The sequence below is a fragment of the Sporosarcina trichiuri genome, from assembly GCF_030406775.1.
In the GTDB taxonomy this organism is placed as follows: Bacteria; Bacillota; Bacilli; order Bacillales_A; family Planococcaceae; genus Sporosarcina; species Sporosarcina trichiuri.
On record NZ_CP129119.1, the window covers coordinates 482,051 to 501,232 of the forward strand.

Annotated in this window: 19 protein-coding genes and 1 other annotated feature; of the genes, 13 read left to right on the forward strand and 6 right to left on the reverse strand. The window is 53.7% G+C overall.

What is annotated here, in order from left to right:
* Nucleotides 1-27: 27 nt before the first annotated feature.
* On the reverse strand, nucleotides 28-687 hold the full coding sequence (locus tag QWT68_RS02770; protein ID WP_040286142.1) for a GntR family transcriptional regulator: 660 nt from the start codon (nucleotides 685-687) through the stop codon (nucleotides 28-30).
* 196 nt (nucleotides 688-883) lie between these two features.
* Here QWT68_RS02770 and QWT68_RS02775 point away from each other — a divergent pair, with 196 nt between their 5' ends.
* On the forward strand, nucleotides 884-1,468 hold the full coding sequence (locus QWT68_RS02775) for a 3D domain-containing protein (protein WP_040286143.1): 585 nt from the start codon (nucleotides 884-886) through the stop codon (nucleotides 1,466-1,468).
* Nucleotides 1,469-1,554: 86 nt separating this feature from the next.
* Nucleotides 1,555-2,271, forward strand: a complete 717-nt coding sequence (locus tag QWT68_RS02780) for an SDR family NAD(P)-dependent oxidoreductase (RefSeq protein ID WP_290149399.1) — start codon at nucleotides 1,555-1,557, stop codon at nucleotides 2,269-2,271.
* 56 nt (nucleotides 2,272-2,327) lie between these two features.
* Here QWT68_RS02780 and mnmM read toward each other — a convergent pair whose 3' ends face one another.
* Nucleotides 2,328-2,906: a tRNA 5-(aminomethyl)-2-thiouridylate-methyltransferase MnmM gene (mnmM, locus tag QWT68_RS02785; RefSeq protein ID WP_040286145.1), complete on the reverse strand. Its 579-nt coding sequence runs from the start codon at nucleotides 2,904-2,906 to the stop codon at nucleotides 2,328-2,330.
* Nucleotides 2,903-3,862: a tRNA modification radical SAM protein MnmL/YtqA gene (gene mnmL, locus QWT68_RS02790; RefSeq protein ID WP_040286146.1), complete on the reverse strand. Its 960-nt coding sequence runs from the start codon at nucleotides 3,860-3,862 to the stop codon at nucleotides 2,903-2,905. Before mnmL ends, mnmM begins: the two co-directional genes overlap by 4 nt.
* 144 nt (nucleotides 3,863-4,006) lie before the next feature.
* Here mnmL and QWT68_RS02795 point away from each other — a divergent pair, with 144 nt between their 5' ends.
* From QWT68_RS02795 to leuS, 4 genes are all read left to right on the forward strand, one after another.
* Complete coding sequence (locus tag QWT68_RS02795) at nucleotides 4,007-5,191, forward strand: MDR family MFS transporter (protein WP_290149401.1); 1,185 nt, start codon at nucleotides 4,007-4,009, stop codon at nucleotides 5,189-5,191.
* A 103-nt stretch (nucleotides 5,192-5,294) separates the two neighbouring features.
* Nucleotides 5,295-5,981, forward strand: coding sequence for a CoA transferase subunit A (locus tag QWT68_RS02800; protein WP_040286148.1), 687 nt, complete (start codon nucleotides 5,295-5,297; stop codon nucleotides 5,979-5,981).
* 17 nt (nucleotides 5,982-5,998) lie between these two features.
* Nucleotides 5,999-6,646, forward strand: a complete 648-nt coding sequence (locus tag QWT68_RS02805) for a 3-oxoacid CoA-transferase subunit B (protein WP_040286149.1) — start codon at nucleotides 5,999-6,001, stop codon at nucleotides 6,644-6,646.
* 59 nt (nucleotides 6,647-6,705) lie between these two features.
* Nucleotides 6,706-6,919, forward strand: a binding site (T-box leader).
* A 53-nt stretch (nucleotides 6,920-6,972) separates the two neighbouring features.
* Nucleotides 6,973-9,390 carry a leucine--tRNA ligase gene (gene leuS / locus QWT68_RS02810; RefSeq protein ID WP_290149402.1) on the forward strand — a complete coding sequence of 806 codons (2,418 nt, stop codon included), beginning with the start codon at nucleotides 6,973-6,975 and terminating at the stop codon, nucleotides 9,388-9,390.
* Between the two features lie 229 nt (nucleotides 9,391-9,619).
* Here leuS and QWT68_RS02815 read toward each other — a convergent pair whose 3' ends face one another.
* On the reverse strand, nucleotides 9,620-10,894 hold the full coding sequence (locus QWT68_RS02815; protein WP_290149404.1) for a BaiN/RdsA family NAD(P)/FAD-dependent oxidoreductase: 1,275 nt from the start codon (nucleotides 10,892-10,894) through the stop codon (nucleotides 9,620-9,622).
* A gap of 117 nt (nucleotides 10,895-11,011) precedes the next feature.
* On the opposite strand from QWT68_RS02815, the gene QWT68_RS02820 reads away from it, so the two are divergent.
* Nucleotides 11,012-12,631 carry a putative polysaccharide biosynthesis protein gene (locus tag QWT68_RS02820; protein ID WP_290149405.1) on the forward strand — a complete coding sequence of 540 codons (1,620 nt, stop codon included), beginning with the start codon at nucleotides 11,012-11,014 and terminating at the stop codon, nucleotides 12,629-12,631.
* On the forward strand, nucleotides 12,632-13,351 hold the full coding sequence (locus QWT68_RS02825) for a pseudouridine synthase (RefSeq protein ID WP_290149407.1): 720 nt from the start codon (nucleotides 12,632-12,634) through the stop codon (nucleotides 13,349-13,351).
* A gap of 54 nt (nucleotides 13,352-13,405) precedes the next feature.
* On the opposite strand, the gene QWT68_RS02830 is transcribed toward QWT68_RS02825, so the two are convergent.
* Nucleotides 13,406-13,627, reverse strand: coding sequence for a DeoR family transcriptional regulator (locus QWT68_RS02830; protein ID WP_040286154.1), 222 nt, complete (start codon nucleotides 13,625-13,627; stop codon nucleotides 13,406-13,408).
* 347 nt (nucleotides 13,628-13,974) lie between these two features.
* On the opposite strand from QWT68_RS02830, the gene dat reads away from it, so the two are divergent.
* From dat to QWT68_RS02850, 4 genes are read left to right on the forward strand one after another with little or no spacing between them, the layout of a single operon-like run.
* A complete protein-coding gene (dat, locus tag QWT68_RS02835; protein ID WP_290149410.1) occupies nucleotides 13,975-14,832 on the forward strand; it encodes a D-amino-acid transaminase in 858 nt (285 codons plus the stop codon).
* A 25-nt stretch (nucleotides 14,833-14,857) separates the two neighbouring features.
* Nucleotides 14,858-15,838 carry a nuclease-related domain-containing protein gene (locus tag QWT68_RS02840; protein ID WP_290149413.1) on the forward strand — a complete coding sequence of 327 codons (981 nt, stop codon included), beginning with the start codon at nucleotides 14,858-14,860 and terminating at the stop codon, nucleotides 15,836-15,838.
* Nucleotides 15,839-15,876: 38 nt separating this feature from the next.
* Complete coding sequence (gene trmB / locus QWT68_RS02845) at nucleotides 15,877-16,527, forward strand: tRNA (guanosine(46)-N7)-methyltransferase TrmB (protein WP_040286157.1); 651 nt, start codon at nucleotides 15,877-15,879, stop codon at nucleotides 16,525-16,527.
* A 23-nt stretch (nucleotides 16,528-16,550) separates the two neighbouring features.
* Complete coding sequence (locus QWT68_RS02850) at nucleotides 16,551-17,402, forward strand: YtnP family quorum-quenching lactonase (RefSeq protein WP_040287169.1); 852 nt, start codon at nucleotides 16,551-16,553, stop codon at nucleotides 17,400-17,402.
* A 91-nt stretch (nucleotides 17,403-17,493) separates the two neighbouring features.
* Here the strand turns inward: QWT68_RS02850 and QWT68_RS02855 are convergent, their stop codons facing one another.
* Nucleotides 17,494-17,808 (reverse strand): PepSY domain-containing protein, encoded by a 315-nt coding sequence (locus QWT68_RS02855; RefSeq protein ID WP_040286158.1) that lies wholly within the window; start codon nucleotides 17,806-17,808, stop codon nucleotides 17,494-17,496.
* Nucleotides 17,809-18,016: 208 nt separating this feature from the next.
* Between QWT68_RS02855 and QWT68_RS02860 the strand changes: the two genes are divergently transcribed.
* Nucleotides 18,017-19,090, forward strand: coding sequence for a M42 family metallopeptidase (locus QWT68_RS02860; RefSeq protein ID WP_290149417.1), 1,074 nt, complete (start codon nucleotides 18,017-18,019; stop codon nucleotides 19,088-19,090).
* The last annotated feature ends 92 nt before the right edge of the window (nucleotides 19,091-19,182 follow it).

Below are 19,182 nucleotides of genomic sequence, written 5' to 3' on the forward strand. Positions count from 1 at the left end.
CATGCGGTTTATTGATGTCTTCGGAAACTAGACTTTCAAAGATTTGAATTCGTTGATCGCCCGCAGCCAGTTTCCGCGCATATAGGCGGAAGCCTGCTCGGCTTGTTTATTCTCCAGCATGGAGATGATTGTCTCATGCTCTTCGATCGACTTTTCCGTAAGGATGATCGAATTATGGAAAAACAGTCTGCGGACATGGGCCTGCAGCGATTCTGTGATCGATGAGATATACGAATTCGCTGCTGCATCGACGATAAGCTGGTGGAATGATTCATCGATTTTCAGTGCGTTGAAATAATCCTCGTTGCGGACGGATTCAGCGAATTCGCTGTTCAGACGTTTGAGGTCTTGGATCATTTGATCCGATATGACCGGGGCTGCGAGCTCCGCGGCAAGTGCCTGAAGGGCGGCCAGCGGCGGCAGCAGCTCGGTGATGGAGTCCTTTTCGACGTCCGTCACTTGGGTCGCCTTTCCCGGATACATTTTGACGAATCCCTGCACTTCCAGCAGCTGCAGCGATTCACGGATCGGCGTGCGGCTGACGCCGAGTGCTTGGGCGAGTTCACTATCGACGAGCTTTTCCCCAGATTTCAGCGTGCCGTCGATGATCCATTGCTGCAGCTGATTGAAGGCGCTTTCTTTTGCCGTCTGTCTTGCAGGCTTTTTATGGTCTTGTGGTATTGGCATTGAATTCACCATCCTGATCTGACATTCATTCTACAGTATACCGTATTTTGACACCGGTTTGAACAGTCATCGGCAAATGTTTCTGACGCTTGTAACATTCGGTTTGTTTTTGTAACCGGAATGGAGGTTACCTGTAACATCGCTGTAATATTGGGCTGTTAATCTATACCCAGACTTAAAAAAGGGAGCGGAGCTTTTGAAGAAACTTATTTTCACATTCATCTTAGCTACGGCACTATTAGTCAGCGGATCACATGAAAGTTCGGCGGCAGCGTCGTCCTACAAGGTAAAAAAGGGAGATACCCTATACAAAATTTCACGGACGTATAACGTTTCAGTAGGCAATATCATGAAATGGAACGGTCTCAAATCGACTGTTATCTATCCGAATCAGAATTTACGGGTCGTAAGCGGCGGTACTGCGTCAGCAGCGAAAGCACCTGCTAAGAAACCTGCGAAAACACCGTCACGTTCAAATGATGATACAGTGACAAAAGAATTCATCGCCAATGCATCAGCCTATACGGCTTCTTGCCGCGGATGCTCTGGCATCACGAAAACAGGCTTGAATCTTAAGAAAAATCCTTCACTTAAAGTGATTGCAGTCGATCCGAACGTCATCCCGCTCGGTTCGAAAGTATATGTGGAAGGCTATGGATATGCAGTCGCCGGCGACATCGGCGGCGCTATCAAAGGCAACCGTATCGATGTCTTTGTACCGACACACAGCCAGGCGATCCAGTGGGGACGCAAGAATGTACGGGTGAAGGTACTGAACTGAATAAATGAATGAGGCCAGCTGCGAACCTGCAGTTGGTCTTTTTTTACCCGTAAAGGTACACTGATAATCATATAAGGAGGGATTGTATGGAACTCTACATCGTTACAGGCGCATCGAAAGGGATTGGTGCAGCCTGTATGGAAGTATTACAGCAACAGGGGAAGACCGCAATCGGCATCGCCCGCAGCAACCCGGGCGGTCATGAGCATTTTGAAGAAATCGATCTGACAGAACGCAGCCAGCGGCAGGGTGCCATTGAACGGCTCCTGTCGCCTTACTTGCATGAGGCCGAATCATTCACACTCATCAACAATGCGGGAACAGTGGAGCCGGTTGGAAAGGTGGGCGCCCTCTCAGCTGATGGTATCCGCCAGGCGATCGAGCTGAACCTGTCTGCACCGATCGAACTGTGCAATGAGTTCATCGAAGTGCTGGCACGCACAGATGCAAAGAAGCGGATTGTCAATATTTCATCCGGAGCGGGCCGCAGTGCAATGGAAGGATGGGGAGTCTACTGTACAACGAAGGCGGGACTCGACCGGTTTTCCGAGGTCGTCCGCCTGGAACAGAAGCGCGCGGAATTCCCGGCAGGCATCGTATCCATTGCGCCGGGCATCATTGACACGGACATGCAGAAGACGATCCGGTCCAGTGAACAGGAAGGGTTCCCGCTGCTCGGAAAATTCATCGACTACAAAGAGTCCGGCCAGCTGAGCAGTCCCGAAGACACGGCAGAACGTCTTCTGAACTGGATTACCCGTTCCGATCTGACAGAGACGGAAGTCATCAGCCGCTTGAATTGAAGAAGACCGCTGCCCGCAAGTTGCCGGGCAGCGGTCTTTCGTTTGGCTTCCTTGAATCAGCGTGCGGATTTTTCTATCAGCAGAAGAAACGGGGGCCGCTGCCGGGTGTTGACGGTCTCATACCGGATCACCTGGAATTCTTTCGAATCCAGTGCTTGTACCAGTTCCAGGACTGCATCCCGTTCCGCCGCGCCGCCGGGATGTCCGTCGTAGACAGCGACCGATACCATGCCGCCTGGTTTCAGCAGGCGGAGTGCAGTGCGGATCGCAGGGACGGTCGATTCCGCTGCTGTGATGATGGAGCGGTCCTCACCATTCGGGAGGAAGCCGAGGTTGAACATGACAGCTGATACACCCGCCGTCACGTACTGAGCCATATTTGCGTGACTGTCGAGGATCAGCCGGGTACGATCTGTGAGAACGCCGAGCCGTTCCCTGGTCGTATCGACAGCAGCGGGCTGGACATCGAATGCAAATACGGTACCTGAACTCCCGACCGTTTCTGCCAGGAACTCGGTATCCTGGCCAGTACCCATTGTGGCGTCGACAGCGGTGTCACCTTCCTGAAGGACACCTCTCAGCGCTGTTTTTGCATAGGACAGCACCCGTTCTGTCCGGAAACGAGGAGTCTTCACTGTACAATCGGCTCTTTCATGTAATACTTCCCCTGCCAGCTGTCCCGGCGCTCCAGCTCTTGCGTAATGTCATTCAGGACATCCCATTTCGTCACGCTCCACATCGGGCCGATCAGAAGATCGATCGGTCCGTCCCCGGTGATCCGGTGGACGATCATCTCAGGCGGCAGCATCTCGAGCTGGTCGACGACGAGGCTTACATACGTCTCCTGATCGAGGAAGTCAAGAAGCCCCTTCTCGTACTGTTTCACCATCGGCGTCCCTTTCAGGAGGTGCAGCAGATGGATTTTGATGCCCTGCACATCGAGATTTGCAACTTCCCGTGCCGTCTCTTTCATCATGTCCAGATCTTCGCCCGGCAGGCCGTTGATGATATGGGTGCAGACCCGGATGTTGCGGTCACGGAGCTTCTGGACACCTTCCTTATAAAGCGTGAAATCGTGCGCGCGATTGATGAGCTTCGCCGTCTTTTCATGCACCGTCTGCAGTCCCAGCTCCACCCACAGGTAGGTGCGTTCGTTCAGTTCCGCCAAGTACTCGACAACGTCATCCGGCAGACAGTCCGGGCGCGTTGCGATGGACAGGGCGACGACCCCTTCCTGGGCGAGAGCCGCCTCGAATTTCTCTTTCAGTTTGTCGAGAGGCGCATGCGTATTCGTATACGCCTGGAAGTAGGCCATGTATTTTCCATTCTTCCATTTCTTATGCATGCGGTCGCGGATCTCAGCGAATTGGACATCGATCGGATCGACCCGGTCGCCGGCGAAATCCCCGGAGCCTGCAGCACTGCAGAACGTACAGCCGCCATAGGCGACGGTGCCGTCCCGGTTCGGGCAGTCGAATCCTGCGTCGAGCGCAACTTTGAACACTTTGAAGCCGAACCGGTCTTTCAGATGCCGTGACCATGTATGATAGCGCATTCCGTCCGATGGGAACGGATAGTTGTTGTTTTCCATTGATACCACTCCTTAAAAAGACAGTGTACCACCTTTTCCGGAGAAACGAATCCTTTCGCGGCAAAATAACCGTTTTCCTCTTGTCAATCAGGGAATAAAGGCATACAATCGTATACTGGAATTGCTGGAGGGGAGGCAGTCATATTGCCTAAAAAAGTTTGGCTCCTGATCATCGGGATGTTCGTGAATGTTATCGGCAACTCATTTCTGTGGCCGCTGAATACAATATATATGCATGATTATTTAGGGAAGTCCTTGTCCGTTGCGGGTCTTGTGCTGATGGCGAACGCTGGGGCGGGTGTCGTTGGCAACTTGCTTGGCGGATTTTTCTTTGATAAGATCGGCGGCTACAAATCGATGATGATGGGGATCCTCATTTCATCTGGTGCGCTGGCTGTTCTCGTTGTCAATCACTCGTGGGGGCCCTACGTTGTCCTGCTGACAGTGCTCGGTTTCAGCGGAGGCATCATTTTCCCGAGTTTCTACGCGATGGTCGGCACGGTCTGGCCGGAAGGCGGGCGCCGGTCGTTCAACTCGATCTATCTGTCACAGAACGTCGGTGTTGCAATCGGACCGGCACTCGCAGGTCTCGTGGCTTCCGTCAACATCAATTACATCTTCGCGGCGAACTTGCTGTTCTATATCATTTTCTTCTTCATCGCCTTCTTCTTCTATAAGAAGATGAGTATCGCACCTGAAGTGCATACATCGATCTTGAAAGAGAACACGGGCATCAAGAAGAAGGTGCCGTTCATCGCGCTGCTTATCGTCATGATCGGCTATCTGCTGACGCAGCTCGTCTATTCGCAATGGTCGACGACGATCTCCACCCATGCCACGTCCGTAGGTGTCACGCTGACACAATACAGTCTGATCTGGACGATCAACGGATTGCTCATCGTCCTGGGACAACCGCTCATCAAGCCGCTCATCAAGCGGATCGAGAACCGGGTGAAGCTGCAGATCCTCCTCGGACTCGGCATCATGCTCATCTCATTCATCGTTGTCAGTTTCGCCAATGTCTTCAACGTATTCGTCATTGCGATGATCATTCTGACATTCGGGGAGATGATCGCCTGGCCGGCATTTCCGGCACTGGCCGATCAGCTGGCGCCCCGCGGGAAGGAAGGGTTCTATCAGGGTATCGTGAACTCGGCCGGAACAATTGGCAAGATGATCGGACCGATGGCAGGGGGGATCCTCGCCGACATCTATGGCGTCCAGATCGCCCTGTGGGTGCTGACAGGTCTCATGAGTCTGTCCGTCTTCCCGACTCTGTTTTACGACATCCAGCTGAAACGCACGGACTACAAGCCGAAAAGCTATTAAGCTTTTCGGTTTTCTTTTCGTTTCATTGCAAAATACGAAACAGTCTGATTAACTTATAGATGAGTACAGAACTAACTATGCTGAACTACTGGAGGTAGGTCCGATGAAAACAATCTATTCATCCGCACGCGAAGCGGTGGAGCCGATTCAGGATGGCATGACGCTGATGGTAGGCGGTTTCGGCCTTGTCGGGATCCCCGAGCAGCTGATTCTGGCACTGGTCGAGAAGGGCGTCAAGGACTTGACGATCATTTCCAACAACTGCGGTATCGATGACTGGGGTCTCGGCTTGCTGCTGAAAGAGAAGCAGATCAAGAAGATGATCGCTTCGTATGTAGGGGAGAACAAGGAATTCGAACGGCAGGCGCTGTCCGGTGAGCTGGAAGTCGAGCTTACGCCGCAGGGGACACTCGCTGAAAAGATCCGGGCAGGCGGGGCCGGGATCCCTGCATTCTTCACCCCGGCCGGCGTGGGGACGGAAATTGCGGAAGGCAAGGAAATCCGTGAATTCAATGGCAAGGAATATGTCCTCGAAGAATCGCTGACAGCGGACTTTTCATTGGTGCGCGCCTTGAAAGCGGATACATTCGGCAACCTCATCTACAATAAGACGGCGATGAACTTCAATCCGATGATGGCGGCTGCAGGCCGGGTCACCATCGCGGAAGCGGAAGAGATCACGGAAGCCGGAAGCCTGGACCCGGCCTGCATCCATACACCGAGCATCTATGTACAGGGACTGCTGCAGGCAGACCAGGAGAAACGGATCGAACGCCTGACGACACGATAAGGAAGGGGATGGACAGTATGGCAACAGCAAATTCACGGGAACTGATCGCTCGGCGGGCGGAAAAGGAGATTGCGGACGGAGATTATGTAAATCTCGGTATCGGCATGCCGACGCTCGTCGCAAATTATATTTCACCGGACAAGACGGTCGTCCTCCAGTCGGAAAACGGACTTCTCGGCATCGGGCCATACCCGAAGGAATCGGAAGTTGACCCGGATCTCATCAATGCCGGCAAGGAAACCGTGACCGCAAGTACGGGTGCTGCGTATTTCGACAGCGCTGAATCGTTCGCGATGATCCGCGGCGGGCATATCGACGTCGCCATCCTAGGCGGAATGGAAGTGTCGGAAAAAGGGGATCTCGCAAACTGGATGATCCCCGGCAAAGTGATCAAAGGGATGGGCGGTGCAATGGACCTCGTGCACGGCGCAAAGAAGATCATCGTCATCATGGACCACGTCTCGAAAAAAGGCGAACCGAAGATCAAAAAGACGTGCGACCTCCCGTTGACAGGCAAGCAGGTCGTCGATAAGATCATCACAGAGCGCGGACTGATCGAAGTGACGCCGGACGGACTTGTACTGAAAGAAGTGTTCGAGGGGTATACTGTCCAGGACATACTGGATGCAACTGAAGCGGAACTGACGATCGATGTAAAAGAGTGAGCGCTCGTTCGGCCGCCGCTTGTCAAACGGCGGCCATTCCGGTAGAATAAGTTTCAATAGCAAGGACGCCGACGGAGATCAGTAGGCGGATCGCCTCTTTACAGAGAGCTGACGGACGGTGTGAGTCAGCAGGAGGCCCCGGTGAACTCGCTTCCGAGTCCGCACAGCAGAACGTATTGTGCCGTATAATCCGCGTTAAGGAGTCAAGTTGGGCGGCCATGGCCGTCAATTTGGGTGGTACCGCGGGAACCTGTCTTCACTCTCGTCCCTATTTTACAGTGGGGACGGGAGTTTTTTATTTTTTTCAACTTAGGAGGAACACGAGTATGAGCTACAATCACCAGGAAATCGAGAAGAAGTGGCAGCATTATTGGGATGAACACGAAACCTTCAAAATGACGGATGACCCGTCGAAACCGAAGTTCTACGCTTTGGATATGTTTCCGTATCCGTCAGGCGCCGGCCTGCACGTCGGCCATCCGCTCGGGTACATCGCAACGGATATCCTGAGCCAGTTCAAGCGGAAGCAGGGCTACAACGTCCTTCATCCGATGGGATGGGATGCGTTCGGTCTGCCTGCGGAGCAGTACGCACTCGACACGGGGAATGATCCGGCTGAATTCACCGCGAAAAATATCGCGACATTCAAACGTCAGATGAACGAACTCGGCTTCTCCTACGACTGGAGCCGGGAGATCAACACGACGGACCCTCAGTATTACAAGTGGACACAGTGGATCTTCATTCAGCTGTATAAGCGCGGTCTTGCCTACATCGATGAAGTCGCGGTCAACTGGTGTCCGGCACTGGGAACGGTCCTTGCGAACGAAGAGGTCATCGATGGGAAGTCGGAGCGCGGCGGACACCCGGTGGAGCGCCGTCCGATGCGCCAATGGGTGCTGCGGATCACGGAATATGCGGATCGTCTGCTGGAGGATCTCGACGATCTCGACTGGCCTGACAGTTTGAAAGATATGCAGCGCAACTGGATCGGCCGGTCGGAAGGTGCGCAGGTGACGTTCGATATCGAGGGAAGTGATCAGTCATTCGATGTGTTCACCACGCGTCCTGACACGATTTTTGGAGCGACGTATGCCGTACTTGCACCAGAGCATAAGCTTGTCGAAAAGATTACATCAGACAGCCAGAAAGAAGCGGTTCAGGCATATCTGGATAAAGTCAAGCTGAAGAGTGACCTGGAACGGACCGATCTTGCAAAAGAGAAGACCGGCGTGTTCACCGGTGCGTATGCCGTGAACCCGGCAAGCGGCGAAAAAATGCCGATCTGGATTGCGGACTACGTACTCGTCTCGTACGGTACAGGCGCCATCATGGCAGTGCCGGCCCACGACGAGCGCGATTATGAGTTCGCGCAGGAGTTCAACCTGCCGATCCGCGAAGTGGTGGCGGGCGGAGATGTCAGCAACGAGGCATACACGGGCGACGGAGATCACGTGAATTCCGGCTTCCTCGACGGTCTTGGAAAAGACGAAGCGATTACGAAATCGATCGAGTGGCTTGAGGGTGCTGGCAAGGGCGAGAAGAAGGTGACATACCGTCTCCGTGACTGGCTGTTCTCCCGTCAGCGCTACTGGGGTGAGCCGATCCCGGTCATCCATTGGGAAGACGGCACGATGACAACGGTGGATGAATCCGAGCTGCCGCTTGAATTGCCGAAAACGACGAATATCCGTCCGAGCGGGACCGGTGAATCCCCGCTCGCCAATATCGATGAGTGGGTCAATGTCGTCGACCCTGAAACCGGCATGAAAGGACGCCGGGAGACGAACACGATGCCGCAATGGGCAGGCAGCTGCTGGTACTACTTGCGCTACATCGATCCGAAAAACAGTGAGACGCTCATCGATCCGAAACTTGCGGAACGCTGGCTGCCGGTCGATATCTATGTCGGCGGTGCGGAACATGCCGTACTCCACTTGCTGTATGCCCGCTTCTGGCACAAAGTGCTGTACGATATCGGTGTCGTCCAGACGAAAGAACCGTTCCAGAAACTGTTCAACCAGGGGATGATCCTCGGGGAAGGCAACGTCAAGATGTCGAAATCCCTCGGCAACGTCATCAACCCGGATGATATCGTCCACTCGCATGGGGCCGATACGCTGCGCGTCTATGAAATGTTCATGGGGCCTCTCGATGCATCGAAAGAATGGTCGACGAACGGTCTCGATGGTGCACGCAAATTCCTCGACCGGATCTGGCGCCTGTTCGTGAACGAAGACGGAACGCTCGGAAGCAAAATCGGCGGGGAAGCGGGCGGTCCGCTTGAGAAAGTGTATAACCAGACCGTGAAGAAAGTGACCGACGACTTTGAGCACATGCATAACAACACCGCGATCTCACAAATGATGGTGTTCATCAATGAATGCTATAAAGCGGATCGCGTGCCGACTGAATATGCAGAAGGATTTGTTTTACTGCTGTCGCCGATCGCTCCTCACTTCGCTGAAGAACTATGGCAGAAACTCGGACATGACGGATCGATCACGTACGTCGCATGGCCTGAATACGATGAGGATAAACTTGTAGACGACACAGTGGAAATCGCTGTGCAGATCAACGGCAAAGTGCGTGCGAAGATCATGGTCGCCAAAGACATCACGAAAGAAGAGCTGGAAAAAGAGGCACTTGCCAATGAAGAAGTCCGTAAATGGATTGACGGCAAAGAACTGAAGAAAGTCATCGCAATTCCGGGACGCCTTGTCAATATTGTGGCAGTCGGGTAACTCGATAAAGGAAAGCCAGACGGGAACTTCCGTCTGGCTTTTTTTGGCTGTGAGGGCGTCGGCAAACCGGCCCGTTTCGGCGGTGGACCCGCCCGTTCTGGCAGGGAACCCGCCCGTTACGGCGGCAGACCGGCCCGTTCCCATCAAAAAACCCGCGAAGTCCAGCCGTTCGCACGAAAAAAGCCCGGACAGCCCCTCTTATCGAGGGACAATCCGGGCTAATCACTTTTTAATCAATCGATTCCGCAGCAGCATACTCACTCGCATTCTTTCCGGCGAGACGGCCTGTAACGAGAGCCGACGTGATATTGTAGCCGCCGGTATAGCCGTGGATATCGAGGATTTCCCCGCAGAAGTACAACCCCTCTTTTTTCCGGGACGCCATCGTCTTCGGCTCAATCTCTTTCACGGAAACACCGCCGCCGGTAACGAACGCTTTTTCGATCGGCTGCGTACCGTTTACGGTCATCTGGAACGCTTTCAGGCAGGACGCCAGTTTACGGATTTTATCAGCTGCGAACGTATTCGCCGTCTCGTTCGCATCCATGCCGAGCTGCTCGAACAGGAACAGCAGCCAGCGCTCTGGCGCGACACCTTTCAGGGCGTTTTTGAGCGCTTTCTTCGGATCATCCTTCAAATTGGCCGTCAGCTGCTGGAACGCCTGCTCTTCATTCACATCCGGCAGTACATCGATTTTGACAGTGACCGGCTGATTGCCGTTTTTCATGCGTTCCTTGACGACGTACTGACTGCAGCGTAGTATCGCAGGTCCACTCAGCCCGAAATGGGTGAACAGCATGTCCATCCGATGGGTGACGAGCGTCTTGCCTTTTGCATTCAGCACGGAGACCGCTGCATCACGCAGTGCGAGTCCCTGCAGTTCTTTCGACCGGATGAACGGCTCATCGGACAGGAGCGGAACTTCTGTAGGGTACAGTTCGGTCACCGTATGGCCAGCCTGTTCCGCCCACGGATAGCCGTCCCCGGTGCTGCCGGTATGCGGGACGGCTTTGCCGCCGACCGCCACGACGACGGACTTCGCCCGAAGCTCCTCTCCGTCGGTGAGACGGACGCCGAGCACCTGCGATTCATCCATGAGCAACTTTTTGACTTTCGTTTCCGTCCTGATCTCGACACCGAGTCTGTCCATTTCGGACAGGAGCGCATTGACGACGTCTTTCGCTTTATTTGAAACCGGGAACATCCGGCCGTGATCCTCTTCCTTCAGCGGAACACCGAGCCCTTCGAAGAATGCGATAATGTCTTCGTTGTTGAAGACGGAGAAGGGGCCATACAGGAACCGGCCGTTGCCGGGAATGTGCTTCACGATTTCCTCCGCAGACAGGCGGTTCGTCACGTTGCACCGGCCGCCTCCTGAAATGGCGAGCTTATTGCCGAGTTTCCTTCCCTTGTCCAGCAGGAGCACACGGCTGCCCGGCTCCGCTGCTGCGATGGACGCCATCAGACCCGACGGCCCGCCGCCGATTATAATTACATCATACATAGTCAATCACACTTTCGGTTTTTCTCCAGTATACAACAGATCGGGCAGAAAACATTGTGAAAACTGCCGCCTGAGAGTACACTGTATACTAGCTCAATGAATGGAAGGAAAAAAATCATGGGATCCAATCTTCTTAAAGGCACGGCGATTTTGACGATCGGCCTCTTTTTATCCAAAGCCCTCGGACTGATCTATGTTATTCCGTTTTACAGTATTGTAGGGGACAAAAACATTGCCCTTTACCAATACGCCTACATACCTTACAACATTGCGCTGTCTATCGCCATATCAGGGGCACCGCTCGCCATTTCGAAATTTGTCTCCAAATACAACGCGCTCGGTGACTACGCAACCGGCAGGAAATTGCTGAAGTCGAGCGTCGGCATCATGGCTGTGACCGGAGTCCTGTCATTTCTTGCCCTGTACTTCATGGCGGAACCGATCGCCCATCTGGTCATCAAAGATGATGAACAAGTATTCACCATCCAGGACATCACCTCTGTCATCCGCTGGGTCAGCTACGCGCTGCTTGCTGTCCCGATCATGAGTGTCATGCGGGGCTTCCTGCAGGGCTATCAGAAATTCGAACCGACATCCGTCTCACAGCTCGTCGAACAGATTGTCCGGATTGCCGTCGTGCTGATCGGCGCTTATCTTGTGGTCGATGTCTTCGGCGGCTCACCGAAAACAGCTGTCAAGTTCGCTGTCTTTGCCGCTTTTGTCGGTGCGATCGCAAGTCTTGGAGTGCTCGGCCTGTATTGGCGCAAATACTCTCCGGAGATGAACCGCCTTCTCGAGAACAGTCCGCCGGCAGGGGAATTGCCGGTGTCGGCGATCTACAAAGAGATCATCAAATACATTCTGCCGTTCGTCCTTGTAGGTGTCATCAACCCGCTCTACCAGTTTGTCGACATGATCACCTTCAACGGAACGATGTCATCGATCGGCCTTGCATCAGTGACCGATACCTATTTGACAATGCTCAACTTCCTGACCCATAAAGTCGTCATGATCCCCGTAATGGTCGCGACAGGATTCTCCATGGCGATCATCCCGGTCATCACCGATTACTATTCGAAGGGGGATCAGAAAGGGATCACCCGGTCGCTCGATCAGACCTACCAGATCATGCTCTTCGTGACCATCCCCATGGTCGTCGGGCTCATGGCGCTTTCGGGTGAAACGTACCAGTTCCTGTACTCGAAAAGCAGCATGGGCGCAAGCGTCCTGGAGCATTACGCACCCGCTGCCATCCTGTTCGGCATGTATACGGTCACTGCTGCTATCATGCAGGGGATCGACCGTCACAAATGGATCGTTTTCACATCACTGCTCGGCCTGCTGTTCAAGATGATCCTCAATATCCCGCTCATCCGGCTGTTCGAAGTGAATGGCGCGATAGCGGCAACGATCATCGGCTATACAATTGCGGTAGGAGTCAACCTGTATGTCATCCGCAGGGAGATGAATTATAAGTCGCACATCGTCATCCGGCGCATCATCCTGATCCTGGCATTCAATGCGGTCATGCTGGCTGCCGTCCTGCTCGTGCGCACCGGCCTCTATGCCATCCATGTGCCGTCCGGCAAGCTGCAGGCACTGCTGTATGTATTGATCTGCAGCGGCGTCGGAGCAGCCGTCTATGGCTTCCTGTCACTCCGGAGCGGGCTTGCACAGAAACTGCTCGGCAGCCGGATCACCCGGATCACCAACAAATTGAAGATGGGACGATCGTGAATGAGACTCGATAAACTGCTCGGCAACAATGGATTCGGCACCCGGAAAGACGTGAAACAGCTGATCCGCAAAGGGACTGTCAAAGTGAATGGCACCACGGAGAAAGATCCAGGCGCCCACATAGATCCTGAAACAGACACGGTCACCCTGCTCGGCGAACCGGTCATCCATCAGGAATTCATCTATCTGATGATGAACAAACCGCAAGGCGTCATTTCCGCGACGGAAGACAGCCGGGACCGGACTGTCGTCGATCTGCTGTCGCCTGAGGAACAGCGGTACGAGCCGTTTCCGGTCGGGCGGCTCGATAAGGATACGGAAGGGCTGCTCGTCCTGACGAATGACGGAAAACTGGCACATGAACTGCTGTCGCCTAAGAAAGATGTCCCAAAAACGTATTTTGCCGTCATCGACGGCCTGGTGACGGAAACGGACATCCATGCATTCTCTGAAGGTGTGATACTGGAGGACGGCTTCCATACGAAGCCGGGAATCCTGAAAATCCTGGAAGCCGGGGATCGGTCGGAGATTGAGCTGACGATCACGGAAGGGAAATTCCATCAGGTGAAGAGGATGTTCGAGGCGGTCGGGAAGAGAGTGGTGTTCCTGAAACGTCTGTCGATGGGGACGCTTCGGCTGGATGCATCTCTCGAACCGGGTGCGTTCCGGCCGCTGTCGGACGCGGAACTGGCTGAACTGGATCCAAGAAAAAAGGGCTGAATGGCATATTGCGATTCAGTCCTTTTTCTGAGCTCCTGCAATTGAGGGGTTGCGTTAAGAAGGCAATTTCACTTTCCTTGCTGTCGTTGTCCATTGGCCGCGGACCGGACTCGTGATGAGATCATTGTACTCGAGGACGTTCAAGTCCCGTTGTGCGGTGCGCGGCGTGATGCTAAATTCTTCAACTACATTCTCTGTGGTGACAGTTCCGTTACCATAGATATACAAATAGACATCTTTGATACGGGTCAGCATTCGGTCTGTAGCAGGATTCAACGGTGAACCACTCCTTCATCATCAATTTCCAAATAAGTTGGGCTTGAGACGTGGAAATGTTACGTTAGCTTATTTGAAATCGCCTTGGCTCCGCACTTCCTCTCCATTGGATTCTGTCAGACTATTTGTTCTGACAATACTAGTATAACGTATTTGCTTGAAAAAGTAAGGGCAAGCTGCTTAAGCGCCTGAATCCGCCAGATAGGAGGTTTTGTTCTTTATTTTCCGGCGGTAACATGGGAAAATGAATAGGATGGGCGGATTCAGCACGGGTTCGCCGAGTCTCCCGCCGGCGCATACACTAGAGGGAAAGACGAAAGCAATTTTTGCTTGAGAGGAGATCAGACATGACTTTGTATTTCAAGAATGGTAAGTATACACAGAAGGATGAAGTGACCGTATCCATCGACGACAGAGGGTACTACTTCGGGGATGGCGTCTATGAAGTGATTAAAGTATACGGGGGCAGTCTTTATACAGCAGAAGAGCACTTCACACGGTTCCTGTCGAGTGCAGAAAAGATCAGGATGCCTCTGCCGTACACGGTCGCGGAATTCACAGAGATCGCAGAGAGATTAGCGGAAGATAACGGGATCACGGAAGGGCATGTGTATATCCAGGCAACTCGCGGTGTCGCGCCCCGTATCCACAACTTCCCGGGAGAGGAGACCGAGCCGATGATCACGGGCTATGCAATCGAAAACCCACGTCCGCTCGCAAAACTCGAATCGGGTGTTGCGGTCAAGACGGTCGACGATATCCGCTGGCTCCGCTGTGATATCAAAAGTCTGAATCTGCTGGCGAATGTCATGGCGAAACAGGAAGCTGTGGAAGCGGGCTGTGCGGAAGCCGTCTTCATCCGCGATGGTATTGTGACGGAAGGCTCGTCTTCCAACATTTTCGGTGTGAAAGACGGGATCCTTTATACGCATCCGGCAACCAATCTGATCCTGAACGGCATCACCCGCCGTGTCGTGCTGAAATGCTGCGCACAGGAAAGCATCGGTGTCATGGAAGAAACGTTTTCGCTGGACGAATTACGCGCCATGGATGAAGTATTCCTCACTTCGACGACCTCGGAAATCACACCGATCACGTCGATCGACGGTGAGCAGGTCGGAGACGGCAAGCCGGGCCCCTTGACGGCACGGCTGCAGGCAGTATTCGAGAGTACGATCGGACAGGTGCAGCAGAAAACCAACTGAAACGGAAAGCGCAGGTGAATGGGGGATGGCACAGCTTGTCAAAATGCTCGATTACGTCTCGCGTTATGAACAGGATCTCTCCCGTTATACGGCACAGTTCATCCGCCTGAAACGGTCACAATGGGAACGCATGAAGAGGCAGTGGGACAACGGAGTCGACCTGGCAGCCTGGCAGCAGACAGACGAGGGGACAGAAGAAGCCGCGGCAGCTGCGGAAGGGACGCAGCCGAAAAAGCGCTTTTTCACGTTATCCCGGCTGCTTCCTTTCCGGAAAGAAGAGACTCCGGAAGAGGAAGCCCGGTTTCCTGCCCATGAGGAGGAGCTGGAATTCGTCCCGAATCTTATCCAGCAGCCGCGCTCTGTGCAGCAGCTCCGCAAACTGTATGTCGATCAGCTGTTCCACTTCCAGGTGAAGTGGGCCAGCTCGACTTTGACTGAGTGGTCCAATGTCGATGGCGGCTATTTGAGGGACAGGCTGCTCAAAGAACTGCTCGGCCGGCTGCCTGACAGTTTCCTCGTGTTCTATTATCCGGTCCTGAAACTTAAGAAAGCGCCTGTGGAGCTGGAAGTGATCATGCTGACACCGGTCGAGTGCCTATGCATTACTGTGATGACCGGGAAGAACGGCTCTGTCTTCACGGGAAGCGGAGACCGGTTCTGGGCGGAAAAGATCGGTGACAAGGAGTCCAGGCTGCTGAATCCGATGATTTCGCTGAACCGGATGACGAAGATCATCGCCAGCCTGTTTTCGGCGGCGGAACTTGATTTCCCGATACGGAAAGTGCTGCTGACGAAAGACAGTTACCTCGATTTCACATCAGCCGCACATGATATCGTACAGGTGGACCGGCGGAACTTCGACAAATGGACAGAGAAGCTGAAGGCAGTCAGCGTCCCGATGAAATCCAAACAATTCAAAGCGGCGCAGACCATATTATCGGTCTGCCAGACAACTGCGGCAAGCAGGCTGTTCGATCCCCGTCAGCAAGGCGGGGAACAGCCATGACCGGTCGGACTATTAACGAAGAAGAGAGTGTATAGAAGATGAGATTACGTCACAAACCGTGGGCGAAAGAGTACTTGGAAGAAAATGCGGGCATTGTCATCAAGGAACCGCAGACGAAAAAAGGCAAGTGGGCGCAGCTGTTCGGCAATTCGAATCCGATCTGCGTGGAAGTCGGAACAGGCAAGGGGCAGTTCGTAGTAGGGATGGCCAAGGCCAATCCGGACGTGAACTATGTAGGGATCGAGCATTTCGACAGTATCCTCGTGTCTGCAGTTGAGAAGACGGTGGACGCCGGTATACCGCATAATCTGAGGCTGCTGCGGGCGAACGGCAAGGAACTGACAGACATCTTTGCTGAAGGGGAAGTTTCCAGGGTCTATTTGAATTTCTCGGATCCGTGGCCGAAGTCGAAACACGCAAAGCGCAGACTGACGTACAAAGATTTCCTGCAGCTCTATGAGCAGGTGATGACACCGGAAGGCCAGATCCATTTCAAGACGGATAACCGGGGGCTGTTCGAGTATTCACTCGTTTCGATGTCGCAGTACGGCATGGAACTGGTCAGTGTCTCACTCGACCTGCATGCGGAAATGCCGGAAGATAATGTGATGACAGAGTATGAAGAGAAATTCTCGGCGAAAGGACAGCCGATCTACCGCTTGGAAGCTTGGTTTCCGGGCAGGTCCTGAAAACAGCGGAAGGGGATGAAGGAATGGATACATACACGTTTCATGACATGGAACTGACATGGCTGGACGGAGGGGTGAATTACCTGGACGGAGGGACGATGTTCGGCGTCGTGCCAAAAGCGATGTGGTCAAAGAAATACCCGCCCGCTGACGGGAATCTGATCGAGCTCCGGACCGATCCCATCCTGATCCGGTATATGGGGAAAAATCTGCTTGTCGATTCCGGCATCGGGAAAGGCAAGCTGGATGAAAAGAAAATGCGCAATCTGGGGATCCGTGCAGAGACACGTGTGGCTGAGAGTCTTGGGAAACTCGGTCTGACACCGTCGGATATCGACATGGTGCTTATGACGCATCTGCATAACGACCATGCCGCAGGCCTCACGGAATGGCGGGACGGACGGCTCGTATCGGTGTTTCCGAATGCTGATATCTTCGTTTCCCAGATTGAGTGGGATGAAATGAGAAATCCGAATATCCGGTCCCGCAATACGTATTTCAAAGAGAACTGGGAAGCGGTGCAGGATCAGGTGAAACCATTCGAAAAGGAATTCTCGCCGATGCCAGGCATCACGATGGAGCATACGGGCGGTCACAGCGATGGGCACAGCATCATCCGGCTGGAGCAGGGCGGCGAAACGATGATCCACATGGCGGACATCATGCCGACCCATGCCCACAGCAATCCGCTGTGGGTGCTGGCGTTCGACGATTATCCGATGGACTCCATATTCGCGAAAGAACGGCTGATGAACGAAGCGAAAGACAAGGGGCACCGGTTCTTCTTCTATCACGATGCAGTCTACCGGGTCGTGCGTTTCGACGATACCGGACGGAATGTGATCGAATCGATGGGACGGACGCGGGACGAATGATCCGGCAGGCGCTCTGTGTGCATCAAACTGAAAAGGCTGTCCCATTCCTCCTTCATGCGGAGGAGCGGGACAGCCTTTCAGCGCTGCTGCTTCAGTTCTTGACCAATTCGACAACCGTGCCGGTTTTGGCATCCGCTGCAAATTCGTATTGTTCCAGGACCCCGTTCTTGATACGGGAGATTCCGCCGCGGTAGACATTCATCGAAATAACGTTGTTCGTGAACGGCTCGGTCTTCATGACAATCCAGGACCCGTCGATCGGACCTTCTTTCTTGAACGCATCTTTGACCGTCTTCAACACTTGTTCAGCCGGGACCGCTGAGTTCGAACGGTCGATCGCTTCCTTGACGACCAGTCCGGCGGCCGCCCCAGTTAGCACGCCCGCTGCAAATTCCTTGAACTTCATACTGACAACACCCCTTGTTAGTCATTTTGATAAGTGTATCATATCATTCCCGATCTGTAGAAGCGAGACACAGCCTTTTGCTCCGGTCGGTAAGATTGTCTGGTTTGCAGATAAATAGTTCGGGACCCTAACTATACTGTTGGCAATTGCGACTGAATTGTTCTACAATACAGGATGTACATACTGACAAACAGGAGCTGGTGAAGAGATGAATAACGAAACATTACAGATGTTCAAGACGCTGACGGAACTTCCGGGAGCACCCGGCAATGAATCAGCGGTACGGCGCTATATGCGTGAGGAACTCGGGAAGTATTCGGACGAAATCATCCAGGATAATCTCGGCGGTATTTTCGGTGTGAAAAAAGGGCCGGAAGACGGTCCGAAGATCATGGTGGCCGGCCACATGGATGAAGTCGGCTTCATGATCACAGGGATCACGGACAACGGAATGCTGCGGTTCCAGACGCTCGGCGGCTGGTGGAACCAGGTCATGCTGGCACAGCGCGTGGAGATCATGACTGCGGACGGAGTCGTGCCGGGAGTCATCGGTTCAATTCCGCCGCACCTGCTGACCGATGAGCAGCGTGCGAAACCGATGGATGTGAAAAATATGCTCATCGACATCGGCGCCGATGACGAAGACGATGCAAAACGGATCGGCATCCGCCCCGGCCAGGCAGCCGTGCCGGTCTGTCCGTTCACACCGATGGCGAACGAAAAGAAGATCATGGCAAAAGCATGGGATAACCGGTACGGCTGCGGTCTTGCACTCGAGCTGCTGAAGGAAGTGCACGGTGAGGAACTGCCGAACCGTCTGTATTCCGGCGCGAATGTCATGGAAGAAGTCGGCCTGCGCGGTGCCCAGGTGGCGGCGAATATGATCGATCCCGACTTGTTCTTCGCACTGGATGCCAGTCCTGCCAACGACATGTCAGGGAGTAAAAAGGAGTTCGGCCAGCTTGGACAGGGGACCCTGCTCCGGATTCTCGACCGGACGATGATCACCCACCGGGGCCTCCGTGAATTCATCCTGGATACAGCGGAAACAAACAACATTCCGTACCAGTATTTCATATCCCAGGGCGGCACGGATGCGGGGAAGGTCCATCTCTCGAATGAGGGGGTGCCGAGTGCCGTCATCGGGATCTGCTCACGCTATATCCACACGTCCTCGTCGATCATCCATACGGACGATTATGCGGCAGCAAAAGAACTGCTCGTCAAACTTGTGAAAACATGCGACAGGACTACAATGGAAACGATCCGGCAGAACGTCTGACGGACAGTCATCGATCAGGCAGTGGCAGTCACCAGCAGGTGGCTGCCTTTTCTTCTTGAGCGCCATCATTGCATACGGACCAGATGGTTGCA